Genomic DNA, 12,150 nt, shown 5'->3' on the forward strand with positions numbered 1-12,150 from the left:
GTGGGGTCGCCACATGAGAAGAGACGCCGCGTGATCGGCCCGTCGTCATTCCGCGTCGACGTCGCCCTCGATACCGACGTGCACCGTCTCCGGCTCGTCGGCGAGCTGGACCTCGACGGGGCCGCGGACCTGCGCTCCGCCCTCGCCGCCTGTTTCGCACGGCCGTCGGGCCGTGTCGTCCTCGACTTGTGGGGCCTGCGTTTCTGCGACTGCGCGGGCCTCAACGTGCTGCTGGAGGCCAAGGACACGGCGGACAGCATCGGCACCGAGCTGTGCGTCGAGGGTGCCTGCGCGCAGGTGAGCCGGCTCTTCGCCCTCACCGGCGCCGGCGGACGGTTCACGGCCGGCGTGCGAAGCCGGCTACCGAGGATCGCCTGATGCCCTCCGCACCGCGGCACGCTCCGGCCGCCGCGCCGCGCCGTGCCAATGAGCGCATCACCATCCTGCTCGTGGAGGACCACGACATGGTGGCCGAGGCGATACGGCTCGCCCTCGACCGCACCGACGACCTCGATGTGGTCGGCCGCAGCCTGTCGGTGAAGGACGCACTGGCGGACGCCGCCCGGCTGCGCCCCGCCGTGGTGGTGCTGGACCGGCGGCTGCCCGACGGTGACGGCATCGCCGCCATCGGCCCGATCAAAGCCGCCGCGCCCGGCACCCGCGTCCTGGTGCTGACCGGCGAGGCGACTCCGGCGGTGGCCGCCCGCGTCGCAGCGGCCGGCGGCTCGGGGCTCCTGCTCAAGATCGGCAGTCTGGACGAACTCCAGGACGGCGTACGCCTGGTGGCGGCGGGCGACGTCGCCTTCAGCAAGGGCCTGCTCGGCGAAGCGCTGGACCGGCTGACCGGCCGGAGCAGCGACCTGGGCGGCACGCTGACCCCGCGCGAGCGCGAGACCCTCGGCCTGCTCGGCGAAGGGCTGGGCACCCCCGAGATCAGCCGGCGGCTCGGCGTCGCCCTCAACACCGCGCGCAACCACGTGCAGCGGGTCCTGGAGAAGCTCGGTGCCCGCTCCCAACTGGAGGCGGTCGCCGTGGCCCGCCGCGAGGGCCTGCTCCAGTGACCGGGAAGAGGCCCGCAGAACGCAGTGCCACCCCCGCTCCGAACGAGACGGCCTTCACCCTGCTGGTGACGAGCGTCCTGGACTACGGCATCTTCATGCTCGACCCCGGCGGCTACGTGTCCACCTGGAACGCCGGAGCCGAGCGGATCAAGGGCTACCGCGCCGAGGACATCATCGGCAGACACTTCTCGGTCTTCTACCCTCCCGAGGAGATCGCCGCCCGCAAACCCCACCTGGAGCTGGAGGCGGCCATCGCCGACGGCCGGCTGGAGGACGAGGGCTGGCGCATCCGCAAGGACGGCTCCCGCTTCTGGGCCAACGTGGTGATCACCGCGCTCTTCGACGAGACCGGCGAGCTGCGCGGCTTCGGCAAGGTCACCCGGGACATGACCGAGCGCCGCGCCGCCGAGCAGGAACTCACCGACCGCCGCCGCCTGTTCACCCACCTGGTGCAGGCGCAGGAGCTGGAGCGCCGCCGTATCGCCTGGGACGTGCACGACGACTCGATCCAGGCCATGGTCGCCGTCGGCATGCGGCTGCAGCTCCTCGCCGACCGGGTCGGCGAGCCGTACGCGGACGAGCTGTCCCGACTCGACGCGTCGGTGCGTGAGGCGGTGGGCCGGCTGCGCAACCTCACCTTCCGGCTCCAGCCGCCCGGCATCGACCGGCACGGCCTGGCCGAATCGCTGTCGCAGTACCTCACCGACGTGGTCGGCAAGTGGGGACTTGAGACGTCCCTCGTCGGGGACCTGGCCAGGGAACCGGCGGCCGAGACCGCCATCACCGCCTTCCGCATCGTGCAGGAAGCGCTGCTGAACGTCCGCAAGCACGCCCGAGCACGTTCCGTGCGCATCAGCGTCACCAGCGAGAACCGGGGCGTCCTCGTCCGGGTGGCCGACGACGGCACCGGGAACCCGGCCGCCTCGCACGGGCTGCGCGAGCACTTCGGGCTGATGGAGATGCGCGAGCGCGCCGAGACCGCCGGCGGCTGGTGGACGCTGCGCAGCGAGCCCGGCGTCGGCACGACGGTGGAATTCTGGCTGCCCGACCTGCCGGCGGGCGGCTCGGACGAGCACCTTCCCGGCACGCCCTTCGGCAGCCTCGGCTCCCGGAGTTCCACCCAGGATCCCCGATGAGCGGGCCCGCCGCGCCGGACGGCCCCCTGCGGGTACTGATCTGCGACGACAACGAGATGCTGCGCGCGGCGCTGGCCGAGGTCGTCGGGGCCCAGCCGGACCTCGCCCTCGCCGGCAGCGCGGCCGACGCCGAGGAGGCGATCCGGCTCGCCACCGCGGAACAGCCGCACGTCGTGGTGCTCGACGTGCGCTTTCCCGGTGGCGGCCCGCACACCGCCCGGCAGATCACCCGCGCCGTCCCCGGAGTGCGCATCCTGGTCTTCTCCGCCTACGGCGACCAGGCGACGCGCAGCGAGATGGCCGCGGTCGGCGTCGCGGACTACCTCGTCAAGGGCACCACCAACGCGCGTCTGCTGGCCGGAATCCGGGCCCTGGGAGCGGAAGCCCGCAGCGCCACGACGTCCGGCGACCGGGCGGGCGGGACGCCGGACGGTCTCAGGACGCCCCGAGAGTGAAGGTGCGCGCCGTCTCGAAGTCCTCGCGGTGCGCCTCGTCGCTGGCTCCCAGGTAGGCGTAGGCGTCGGGGCCGACCGGGACGCGCAAGGGAGTGCGGTCCGCCGCGACGATACGCAGGACGACCTCGGCGAAACGATCCGGGTCGCCCAGGTCCGCGTTGCCCTCCATGCCGCGAAGCGCCTCGCGTACGGGCCCGGTCACGGGGTCGTACGCGGCCACGCGGCTGCGGGCCTCGGCCAGGGAACTGCCGTAGCGGCTGGCGAACTGGCCGGGTTCGAGCACGGTGACCCGGATACCGAGACCGCCGACCTCGGCCGCCAGTGCCTGGCTCATTCCTTCGAGAGCGTGCTTGGCGGTGACGTACGCCGCCAGGCCCGGCAGCGCCATCCGGCCGACGACCGAGGAGACGTTGACGATGTGGCCGGAGCCCTGCGACCGCATCAGGGGCAGGACCAGCCGGGCCAGGCGCCAGGGGCCGATCGCCAGGGTCTCCAGCTGCTCCCGCAGCTCCTGGTCGGAGACCTCCTCCACAGCGCCGAACAGCCCGGTGCCGGCGTTGTTCACCAGGACGTCCACCCCGCCGAGGCGGTCGACCGCGTGGGCCACGGCGGCTTCGCACTGCCCCGGGTCGCACACGTCGAGCGCGGCCGTGGCGATCCGGTCGGGATACCGGCGCTGGAGGTCGTGCAGGGCGGCCGGCTTACGGGCCGTCGCGAGAACCGAGTCACCCGCGGCGGCCGCCGCGGCCGCGACAGCCCGGCCCAGCCCCGACGAGCAACCCGTCACCAGCCATCGGCGTCCCATGGTCATCCCCCTGCCCGGGTCCGGCGACAGCGTCGGACCGGGCCACAGGGTCTCACGGCTCCGCGCCCCGCGATACAGCGCAGGGGAGCACGGAACACGGGGGTCGCGCGCCGTGCGACCCGGCATGCGCGGCACCGCCCCCGGAATGGTGGGGCGAGCGCCGGCGTTGTGGGCCCAATGAGCGATTTGCATGATGATGTTCCCGCCGGCGCCGCCGAGGAGGCCGCCGCCACCCGCGAGCGCCTGGGCGCGGCGCGGGCGGGCGCGAGTGCGCAGATCACGGCCCTGAGCCGGGAGTACGACGGGATGGTCGAGGCCAACGCCCTCGTCGCGGTGGACGACGAGCACGACCCCGAGGGGTCGAGCACGGCCTTCGAGCGGGCCCACATCGGCTCGCTGCTGGCCCAGGCCCGCGAGCACCTCGTCGCCCTCGACAGGGCGCTGGAGCGGCTCGACGAGGGTGGCTACGGGCGGTGCGAGGCCTGCGGCGAGCCGATCCCGCCGGAACGCCTCGAGGTGCTCCCGGCGGCGACGACCTGCGTGCGGTGCGCCGCGGCCCGGACCCGCTGACCGCCCCGCCCGAAACGGGGTGGAGCGCCCGTCCGGCGGAATGCGCGCGTCCGGCGGGCGGGGCGGGGCGCAATGCGCGGCGCCTGCGGCGATCGTGGGGGGCACCAGCTCCCGTGCGAAGGGCGGCCCAGTGCCGGACAGTCCGGGCCGCGCCGCGGCCACCGACCAGATGCGCGTGCCGCTGCAGCGCCTGCTCTTCGGCGGCGTGTACGGCACCGTGCTCGCCAGCTCCCTGGCGTCCGCCCTCGACCAGGAAAGCGGCAGCCCCAACCCCGGCTACGACGCGCTGTGGATCACGGTGGCGGCCCTGGCGGCGGCCGCGGCGCACGGTTACGCGCACGCCATCGCCCACTGGACGGCCGGCGGGAAGAAGGCCACCGCCGAGAGTGTCCGGTCGGTGCTTTTCGAGTGGCCCCTCGTGGCGGCCGCGGTCCCCACTGTGGCCGCGCTGCTGGGCGCCGCCGCCGGCTGGTGGAGCGAGAAGGGCGCCGTCGACGTCGCCCTCACCGTCAACACCGTGGCCCTCTTCGGGTGGGGCCTGCTCGCCGCCCGCTCGGCAGGCCAGGCCTGGGGCTCGGCCTGCCGCGTCGGCGCGGTGGACGTCCTGCTCGGCCTGTTCATCGTGAGCGCGAACGCACTGACCCACTGACCGCCCGCCCCGCCCGGCAAGCGCCGCTGCCCACCTCGGTCCTGCCGAGCGCCCGGCTGAGCGGCACCCATCGGCCAGGCTGCCGCTGCGGACCACCAGCAGCGGCGCCCACCTCGCGCCCCTCGGCGCTGCCCGAGCGCCCAGGGCGCCCGGCTGCGCAGCACCCGGCGGCTATCCGCGGGCCGAGCGCCGTACGCGGGTACGCCGTGGCTCCGCCGTGGCCAGGTCCGCGGCGGGGGCCGCTTCCGTGCGGGGCGGCTTGACGCCGCTCTCGCGGGTGAGGACCGCCTCCTCGTCGTCGCGCGGCGCGGCGGCGAGCCGGAACGCACGCTCGGCGTTGTAGTGCGCGCCGACCAGCAGTGCGAGGTTGCTGAACCACAGCCACACCAGGAAGGCGACCGCGCCGGACAGCTGGCCGTACAGCCGGTCGTAGGTCCCCAGGCGGGCGGTGTACGTCGCGAAGCCGGCCGACGTGAGCAGCCACAGGCCGACCGCCACGCCGCCGCCCGGCGCGGACGCCCGCAGGCCCCGCGCCACGGGCGGGCCCGAGCGGAAGAGGATCAGCACCGTCGCCGCGGCCACGGCGAGCAGCACCGGCCAGCGCAGTGCGCGCCATGCCGACACCACCGGACTGCCCAGGTGGAAAAGGTCGCCCGCCCGGTGGGCGAGCTCACCGGTGACGACCACGCAGATGGTGCTGCACGCCAGCAGGACCAGCAGCATGAGCGCGGTGATCACGACGCGCGGCGCGGTGCGCCAGGCGGGCCGGTGGTCCGCGACGCCGTGGATGTGGTGCAGCGCCCGCCGGAAGACGGCGGCGTAGCTGCACGCTGCCCACGCGGCCCCGGCCGCGCTGGCCGCCGCCAGAGACGTGGTCCCCGAGGCGTCCTTGGCCATGTGCCGCAACGCGTCGGCCACCAGCGGCCGCGACTGCCCCGGCATGAGTACCTCGAGCCCGCCCGGGACCCCGCTTCCGTCAGGGCTCCCGGTCAGCCCGACCAGGGACAGCGTCATGAGCAGCGCGGGGAAGAGGGCCAGCACCGAGTAGTAGGTGAGCGCGGCGGCCCGCTCGGTCGCGTCCTTGTCCCAGGCCGCCACCAGGGCGCGCAACAGGGTGCCGCACATCCCGAAAACCGCGACCACCCGCGACATCCGCCGCCCGTTTCGCCGGCCGCGCCCTACCCCGCGTCCCTGGAGCCGGTCTTTCCCGCCGGACCTCCCCGGCTCATCGGTCGACACACCCTCGCCAGTCGCCACTGATACCCCCACCGGCCCGAGGCCGTCCGCACCGCACACCTGATGCGGAGGGTCTTCCCCCGTTTCGGCCGGACCAACGTGCCCGGGCGATCGGGTCCAAGCCGGCGCCCTTTCCCCGGCCGGCGGCATCCGCATGCCGCCGCTCGGGGGCGCCCGCGCAACCGCGGGCCGACGGCCCCGGCGTCAGCGCCACGCCCTATCCGCGACCGCCGGTCCCCGGCCGGAGGCCGTCCAGGAGGAGGTCGAGCAGGCGCCCGGTGAGGGCCGGCCGATCCGGTTCGCCCGCGATGAGGGCCACCCCGCCCAGGCCCATCAGGACGTCGTACGCCTCGGCTCGCAGCGTGCCGTCCTCGGCGCCCCGGGCCATGAGGACCCCGATGGCGTCCGCCAGCAGGAAGCGGGTGCGCATCCGGTCGGCCTCGTCGACCAGGATCGCGCGCAGGGCGTCCCCCATTCCATGCTTGGCGTTCATGTAGGTGACGAACAGGCCCATCCAGTGCCGCAGGGCACGGTCGGCCGGCATGGCGTCCAGCAGGTCGGGGGCCGCCTCGCAGAGGCGGGCGGTCTCGCTGCGGTAGGTGGCCTCGACCAGTTCGTCCCGGGTGGGGAACCGGCGGTAGAGCGTTCCGACGCCGACCCCCGCCTCCTGGGCGATCACCTTCATCGAGACCGCGCGCGCCCTGGCCGCCGCGGGCGCCGAGGTCACACTGGCGGTCCGCGACGTGGCCGCGGGCCAGGAAGCCGCGGCCGACATCGCCGCCGGCCTCGCGGCCGCGCGGCTGCGGGTCGCCCACGTGGACATCGCCGACCAGGCCTCCGTACGCGCCTTCACCGGCGCCTGGCGCGGCCCGCTGGACATCCTCGTCAACAACGCGGGGGTGATGGCGCTGCCCGACCTCGCGCGCTCCCCCGAGGGCTGGGAGTTGCAGTTCGCCACCAACCACATGGGCCACTTCGCCCTGGCCCTGGGCCTGCACGCGGCGCTGGCGGAAGCCGGCTCGGGACGCATCGTCTCGGTCAGCTCCGTGGGGCACATCAACGGCCGGGTCGACTTCGAGGACCTGCACTTCGAGCGCCGCCCGTACGACCGGTGGGCGGCCTACGGCCAGTCCAAGACAGCCGACGTCCTCTTCGCCGTCGAGGCGTCCAGGGCCTGGGCCGCCGACGGCATCACCGCCAACGCGCTCAACCCCGGGCGCATCCCGTCCACCGGCCTGATGCGGCACCTGGCCGACGCCCAGACGGCTGTCGCCCCCGGAACGGCCGACAGCGCCGGCGTCTCCGTCAAGACGGCGGAACAGGGTGCGGCGACCTCGGTGCTGCTGGCAGCCTCCCCGCTGCTCAGCGGGGTCGGCGGACGCTACTTCGAGGACTGCGCCGAGGCCGGACCGAACCGGCCGGGAGTCCGCCGGGGAGTCGCGGACTACGCCCTCGACCCCGCCGACGCGGCCCGCCTCTGGCAGGTCTCGCTGGACCTCCTGAACGCGACCTGAGGGCTTCTCTCCGCGAGGCCTTCAGGTCGCGACCGCCGCGCCGGGCGCCGCACCACTCACCGGCGTCCTGACCTCACCGCGTCATCGCCCCGCCAGTCCTCCTCGGGCCTGGGAGCGCGGCGCGCGCGGCGCATCAGGACCGCGGCGTTGGCCGCCGCGATGACGAAGAAGAGCGCGCAGATCGCCGCGAGGATCTCCAGGATGCCCTTGTCGTCCGCCACGCTGTCCGCCGCCCACCAGGCGAAGAGTCCCGCGCCGATGAGGAAGACCGGTGCGTAGATCAGGCACAGGCGCAGGCGCAGGTTCTGGGGCGATCTGGCCTTCGTCGGCTCGGTTCCCGAGCGCCGTTCGCCGGATGTCTCCCTGCGGTGTCGAACGGGTGTGGTGGTCACGGGGCGGCCTCCTTCGCTCCGGGCGCCGCACGACGGCACGCCTCTGGCGGGCTCCAGTCGGTCGCCCTCGCCGTACGGCGTGCCGGGGAAGCCGCGCACGGCCCTTCGGCGATGCCGAAGAGGCGGGCCTTCCCGGGCGACCGGCCCTGTCCTGCCAGGCTACGCCCAGATGGCCGCAGGCCGCCTGACCACCGGGCGGCGCGGACCACCGGGTGGTCAGGCGGCGAAGCGGCCGCGGCCGTCCTCCGCACAGCGGCGTCCGCTCAGCGGGCGCCGCGGGGGCGGAGTGCCGCGCCGGTCAGGGTGCGGCGGATCCGGCCGCGGGCCTGGCGGCGGGGGCAGGTCAGGATCAGGGTGGCGCGGGGCGGGACGGCCAGGGTGCCGCCGGCCTTGACCTCCGTCTCGTCGGTGGTGTCGGCCCCGGTCGCGGTGTCGACGGCGACCTGCCACGCGTCGCCGTACACCCGGTCCGGCAGGACGAACTCGACGGTCTCGTGGTGGCTGTTGAGCAGCACCAGGAAGGAGTCGTCCACGATCCTGCCGCCGCGCGGGTCGGGTTCCGTGATGGCGTCGCCGTTGAGGAAGAGGGCGACCGCGTGGGCGTCGTCGCGGTGCCAGTCGCCCTGCGTCATGGTGCGGCCACCCGGCGTGAGCCACACCGCGTCCCCGAGGCCGGGGCCCGGGGTGTCGCCGCGCAGGAAGCGGCGGCGCCGGAAGACCGGGTGCTCGCGCCGCAGCGCGATCAGCCGGCGCGTGAAGTCGAGGAGTTCACGCTGCCCGGCGTCGAGGTCCCAGTGGACCCAGGACAGTTCGTCGTCCTGGCAGTAGGTGTTGTTGTTCCCCTGCTGCGTGCGGCCGATCTCGTCGCCGTGGCTGATCATCGGCACGCCCTGGGAGATGAGCAGGGTGGTGAGCAGGTTGCGCTGCTGGCGGGCGCGCAGCTCCAGGACGCCGGGATCGTCCGTCTCGCCCTCGGCGCCGCAGTTCCAGGACCGGTTGTGGCTCTCGCCGTCCCGGTTGCCCTCGCCGTTGGCCTCGTTGTGCTTGTCGTTGTACGAGACCAGGTCGCGCAGGGTGAAACCGTCGTGGCAGGTCACGAAGTTGACGCCGGCCCGGGGCCGGCGGCTGTCGTCCTGGTAGAGGTCGGAGGAGCCGGTCAGCCGGGAGGCGAGGTCGGGCAGCGTGGAGTTCTCGCCGCGCCAGAAGTCGCGCACGGTGTCGCGGTAGCGGCCGTTCCACTCGCTCCACAGCGGGGGGAAGTTGCCCACCTGGTAGCCGCCTTCGCCGACGTCCCACGGCTCGGCTATCAGCTTGACGCGGCTGACCACCGGGTCCTGCTGCACCAGGTCGAAGAAGGCCGAGAGCCGGTCCACCTCGTGGAACTGCCGGGCCAGGGTGGCCGCCAGGTCGAAGCGGAAGCCGTCCACGTGCATCTCGGTGACCCAGTACCGCAGGCTGTCCATGATCAGCTGCAGCACGTGCGGGCTGCGCATCAGCAGCGAGTTGCCGGTACCCGTGGTGTCGAAGTAGTGCGCCGGGTCGTCGTCCACCAGCCGGTAGTACGAGGCGTTGTCGATGCCGCGCATCGACAGCGTCGGCCCCAGGTCGCTGCCTTCCGCGGTGTGGTTGTAGACCACGTCGAGGATCACCTCGATCCCTGCCGCGTGCAGCGCCTTGACCATCGACTTGAACTCGGTGACCTGCCCGCCACCGCCGCCCGCGCGGGAGTAGCCGTTGTGCGGCGCGAAGAAGCCGATGGTGTTGTAGCCCCAGTAGTTGCGCAGCCCGCGGTCCAGCAGATGGCCGTCCTGCACGAACTGGTGCACCGGCATCAGCTCCAGCGTGGTGACGCCGAGCCCGGTCAGGTGCTCGATGACCGCGGGGTGTGCCAGGCCCGCGTAACTGCCCCGCATCTCCTGCGGCAGCCGCGGGTGCAGCCGCGTCAGGCCGCGGACGTGCGCCTCGTAGATCACCGACTCGTGGTAGGAGTGGCCCGGCGGCCGGTCGTCACCCCAGTCGAAGGCCGGGTCGGTCACCACGGACAGCATCGTGTGGTGGAGGCTGTCCGCGGTGTTCTTGCCCTGCGGATCACCGAAGGGGTAGCCGAACAGCGACTCGTGGCCGTCGGCCTGGCCGTCGATGGCCTTCGCGTACGGGTCGAGCAGCAGCTTGGCCGGGTTGCAGCGCTGCCCGCGCCACGGCTCGTAAGGGCCGTGCACCCGGAAGCCGTAGCGCTGGCCGGGCCCCACGTCGGGCAGGTAGGCGTGCCAGATGAATCCGTCGACCTCGGTCAACGACACCCGCCTCTCCCGGCGGCGGCGGTCGATCAGGCACAGTTCGACGCTGTCCGCGGCCTCCGAGAACAGCGCGAAATTCGTGCCTGAGCCGTCGTACGTCGCCCCGAGCGGGTACGCCCGGCCGGTCCACTTCTGCATTCCTGCCCCCTCAACAGGCCGCTGACCGCGGCCCTCACGGCGTGTTTACCCACGAGTTGCCCTTCATTCCCCCGAGCGAGCCCCGGCTAGATCCAGTCCCGCCGCCTGAAGGTCACGTACAGCGCGACGGACAGGACGACCACCAGGGCCGTCGAGACCCAGAACCCGGAGTGGGCGTTGTATCCGGGGTAAGGGACGTTCTGGCCGTAGTAACCGGTGACGGCGGTGGGCACGGCGATGATCGCGGCCCAGCTGGTGACCTTCTTCATGATCAGGTTCATCCGGTTGCCCTGGACCGTCAAGTTGGTCTCCATGACGGTCGTGACCAGGTCGCGCAGCGACTCCGTCCACTCGGTCGCCCGCAGCACGTGGTCGTAGACGTCGTGGAAGTACGGCAGCATCGGCTCGCCGACCACGTGCAGGTCCCGGCGCAGCAGCCCGTTGACGACCTCCCGCATCGGCAGGACGACCCGGCGCAGGCGTACCAGGCTCTTGCGCAGGTCGAAGGACCGGCGCTGCACCGCCTGGATCTCGCGGGGGCTGTCCTCGAAGAGGAGGTCCTCCAGCTCCTCGAGGCGGTCGTCGAGATCCTGGACCGCGGAGAAGTGGCCGTCGACCAGGAAGTCCAGCAGCCCGTGGACGAGGAAGCCCACACCGTGCACGGCCAGTTCCGGCGCGCCGTCCCAGCGCTCGACGATCGGTTCCACGTCGCACGTCTGACCCCTGCGCACCGTGATCAGCGCGTTGGAGGTGATGAAGGCCGACACCTCGGCGGTGTCCACGGCGCCGCTGACCGGCTCGACCGTCACCGCGTAGGCGCTCAGGAACAGGTGCGTGCGGTATGCGTCGAGCTTGGGGCGCTGGTGCTCGTGCCGCGCGTCCTCGACAGCGAGGGAGTGCAGCCCGAACTCCTCGGCGATCATGTCGAAGTCCGCGGACGAGGGGTCGCACACGTCCAGCCACACCGTGCAGTGCGGGTCGCTCACGTAGTCGGAGATGTCCTGGACGGGGAAGTCCTCGCGCTCCAGGGTTCCGTCGCGGTACAACCGGGTCCGCGTGGCGCCCGCCTCCCGCGAAGGCCCGCCGGAGGCCCCGTCGCGCGGTTCCTGCCGGGAGGCACCGCGGCGGGAGTCGCGGTCCTTGCGCTCCCCCTGCGGGCCGGGAGCGGGGACCGCGTCGCGGGTGCGCGAGCCGCCCGGTCTGTCCGGCGCACGTCGTTGACCGATCATGCCTTCAGGCTGTCCCGGAAACGGCTCCGCATGCCGACCGCCGCGGCCCCGGCGGCGTGCCGCACGTGCGCGCTTGCCTTCGCCGGGGTGCGCGGGTAATTTACTTTAACGTGCAGGTAAATCAGCCTTCCCCGGTCGACAGCGATCACGTCGACCGGGTCCGCGCCCAGTGGGCCGCGCAGCACCCGGGCCTCGACACCTCCCCGATAGCGGTGATCGCCCGTCTGGGCCGCCTGCACGCCTACGTCGACGCGGGACTGCACGCCGTGTTCGCGCAGTACGGTCTGACCCGGCAGAGCTGGGACGTCCTGGCCGGCCTGGGCCGGGTCGGCCCGCCCCACCGCCTCACCCCGACCCAGCTCCACCAGGCGCTGATGCGCACCGCCGGGGCGATCACCCACACCCTGCACCGGCTGGAGTACGCCGGCCTGGTGGAACGCGTCCCCGACGAGAACGACCGGCGCAGCCTCCTGGTCGCCCTCACCCCCGCCGGCCAGGCGCTCCTCGCGCAGGTGGCCCCGCTGCACCTGGCCAACGAACGGCGCATGCTCGACGTCCTGAGCCCCGACGAGCAGGCCACGCTGGCCGGACTGCTGCGGACGCTGCTCATCTCGTTCGAGAACGAACGGCCCACCCCCGACCCGGCGTGATCGTCCGCGCGGTGGTAC

At 73.4% G+C, this 12,150-nt stretch carries 14 protein-coding genes; 8 read left to right on the top strand and 6 right to left on the bottom strand.

The window, feature by feature from the left end:
- Positions 1-30 precede the first annotated feature (30 nt).
- From BUE44_RS25625 to BUE44_RS25640, 4 genes are read left to right on the top strand one after another with little or no spacing between them, the layout of a single operon-like run.
- A complete protein-coding gene (locus BUE44_RS25625; RefSeq protein ID WP_235002445.1) occupies positions 31-378 on the top strand; it encodes an STAS domain-containing protein in 348 nt (115 codons plus the stop codon).
- Positions 378-1,061 carry a response regulator transcription factor gene (locus BUE44_RS25630; RefSeq protein ID WP_073501355.1) on the top strand — a complete coding sequence of 228 codons (684 nt, stop codon included), beginning with the start codon at positions 378-380 and terminating at the stop codon, positions 1,059-1,061. The genes BUE44_RS25625 and BUE44_RS25630 overlap by 1 nt, the downstream gene beginning before the upstream one ends.
- Positions 1,058-2,197, top strand: coding sequence for a PAS domain-containing sensor histidine kinase (locus BUE44_RS25635; RefSeq protein WP_073501356.1), 1,140 nt, complete (start codon positions 1,058-1,060; stop codon positions 2,195-2,197). The genes BUE44_RS25630 and BUE44_RS25635 overlap by 4 nt, the downstream gene beginning before the upstream one ends.
- The gene (locus BUE44_RS25640; protein WP_073501357.1) at positions 2,194-2,652 is read left to right on the top strand and encodes a response regulator; all 459 of its coding nucleotides are present in this window, start codon (positions 2,194-2,196) and stop codon (positions 2,650-2,652) included. The genes BUE44_RS25635 and BUE44_RS25640 overlap by 4 nt, the downstream gene beginning before the upstream one ends.
- Here BUE44_RS25640 and BUE44_RS25645 read toward each other — a convergent pair.
- On the bottom strand, positions 2,633-3,457 hold the full coding sequence (locus tag BUE44_RS25645) for an SDR family oxidoreductase (RefSeq protein ID WP_079190088.1): 825 nt from the start codon (positions 3,455-3,457) through the stop codon (positions 2,633-2,635). The genes BUE44_RS25640 and BUE44_RS25645 overlap by 20 nt on opposite strands.
- Positions 3,458-3,634: 177 nt before the next feature.
- Here BUE44_RS25645 and BUE44_RS25650 point away from each other — a divergent pair, with 177 nt between their 5' ends.
- Both BUE44_RS25650 and BUE44_RS25655 read left to right on the top strand, forming a co-directional pair.
- A complete protein-coding gene (locus tag BUE44_RS25650; protein ID WP_073501359.1) occupies positions 3,635-4,027 on the top strand; it encodes a TraR/DksA family transcriptional regulator in 393 nt (130 codons plus the stop codon).
- 130 nt (positions 4,028-4,157) lie between these two features.
- Positions 4,158-4,676, top strand: a complete 519-nt coding sequence (locus tag BUE44_RS25655; protein WP_322940658.1) for a hypothetical protein — start codon at positions 4,158-4,160, stop codon at positions 4,674-4,676.
- Positions 4,677-4,847: 171 nt separating this feature from the next.
- Here BUE44_RS25655 and BUE44_RS25660 read toward each other — a convergent pair whose 3' ends face one another.
- Together BUE44_RS25660 and BUE44_RS25665 are read right to left on the bottom strand one after the other, a co-directional pair.
- Entirely contained in the window at positions 4,848-5,801 is a 954-nt protein-coding gene (locus tag BUE44_RS25660) for a YihY/virulence factor BrkB family protein (RefSeq protein ID WP_235002447.1), read from the bottom strand.
- Between the two features lie 328 nt (positions 5,802-6,129).
- On the bottom strand, positions 6,130-6,639 hold the full coding sequence (locus BUE44_RS25665; protein WP_073501387.1) for a TetR/AcrR family transcriptional regulator: 510 nt from the start codon (positions 6,637-6,639) through the stop codon (positions 6,130-6,132).
- 16 nt (positions 6,640-6,655) lie between these two features.
- Between BUE44_RS25665 and BUE44_RS25670 the strand changes: the two genes are divergently transcribed.
- On the top strand, positions 6,656-7,426 hold the full coding sequence (locus tag BUE44_RS25670) for an SDR family NAD(P)-dependent oxidoreductase (protein WP_073501361.1): 771 nt from the start codon (positions 6,656-6,658) through the stop codon (positions 7,424-7,426).
- A gap of 56 nt (positions 7,427-7,482) precedes the next feature.
- On the opposite strand, the gene BUE44_RS25675 is transcribed toward BUE44_RS25670, so the two are convergent.
- The 3 genes from BUE44_RS25675 to BUE44_RS25685 form a co-directional block, all read right to left on the bottom strand.
- Positions 7,483-7,818: a DUF6343 family protein gene (locus BUE44_RS25675; protein WP_079190080.1), complete on the bottom strand. Its 336-nt coding sequence runs from the start codon at positions 7,816-7,818 to the stop codon at positions 7,483-7,485.
- Between the two features lie 263 nt (positions 7,819-8,081).
- The gene (glgX, locus tag BUE44_RS25680; protein ID WP_073501362.1) at positions 8,082-10,253 is read right to left on the bottom strand and encodes a glycogen debranching protein GlgX; all 2,172 of its coding nucleotides are present in this window, start codon (positions 10,251-10,253) and stop codon (positions 8,082-8,084) included.
- 86 nt (positions 10,254-10,339) lie between these two features.
- Positions 10,340-11,482 (bottom strand): magnesium transporter CorA family protein, encoded by a 1,143-nt coding sequence (locus BUE44_RS25685; RefSeq protein WP_079190081.1) that lies wholly within the window; start codon positions 11,480-11,482, stop codon positions 10,340-10,342.
- A gap of 110 nt (positions 11,483-11,592) precedes the next feature.
- On the opposite strand from BUE44_RS25685, the gene BUE44_RS25690 reads away from it, so the two are divergent.
- A complete protein-coding gene (locus BUE44_RS25690) occupies positions 11,593-12,132 on the top strand; it encodes a MarR family winged helix-turn-helix transcriptional regulator (protein WP_073501363.1) in 540 nt (179 codons plus the stop codon).
- Positions 12,133-12,150: the final 18 nt, after the last annotated feature.

The organism is Actinacidiphila paucisporea (genome assembly GCF_900142575.1).
In the GTDB taxonomy this organism is placed as follows: Bacteria; Actinomycetota; Actinomycetes; order Streptomycetales; family Streptomycetaceae; genus Actinacidiphila; species Actinacidiphila paucisporea.

Bases quoted from the DNA above. Each gene is read 5' to 3' on its own strand.
- BUE44_RS25640 (WP_073501357.1), top strand. From the start codon at position 2,194: ATGAGCGGGCCCGCCGCGCCGGACGGCCCCCTGCGGGTACTGATCTGC.
- BUE44_RS25630 (WP_073501355.1), top strand. From the start codon at position 378: ATGCCCTCCGCACCGCGGCACGCTCCGGCCGCCGCGCCGCGCCGTGCC.
- BUE44_RS25685 (WP_079190081.1), bottom strand. From the start codon at position 11,482: ATGATCGGTCAACGACGTGCGCCGGACAGACCGGGCGGCTCGCGCACC.
- glgX (WP_073501362.1), bottom strand. From the start codon at position 10,253: ATGCAGAAGTGGACCGGCCGGGCGTACCCGCTCGGGGCGACGTACGAC.
- BUE44_RS25650 (WP_073501359.1), top strand. From the start codon at position 3,635: ATGAGCGATTTGCATGATGATGTTCCCGCCGGCGCCGCCGAGGAGGCC.
- BUE44_RS25645 (WP_079190088.1), bottom strand. From the start codon at position 3,457: ATGGGACGCCGATGGCTGGTGACGGGTTGCTCGTCGGGGCTGGGCCGG.
- BUE44_RS25660 (WP_235002447.1), bottom strand. From the start codon at position 5,801: ATGTGCGGCACCCTGTTGCGCGCCCTGGTGGCGGCCTGGGACAAGGAC.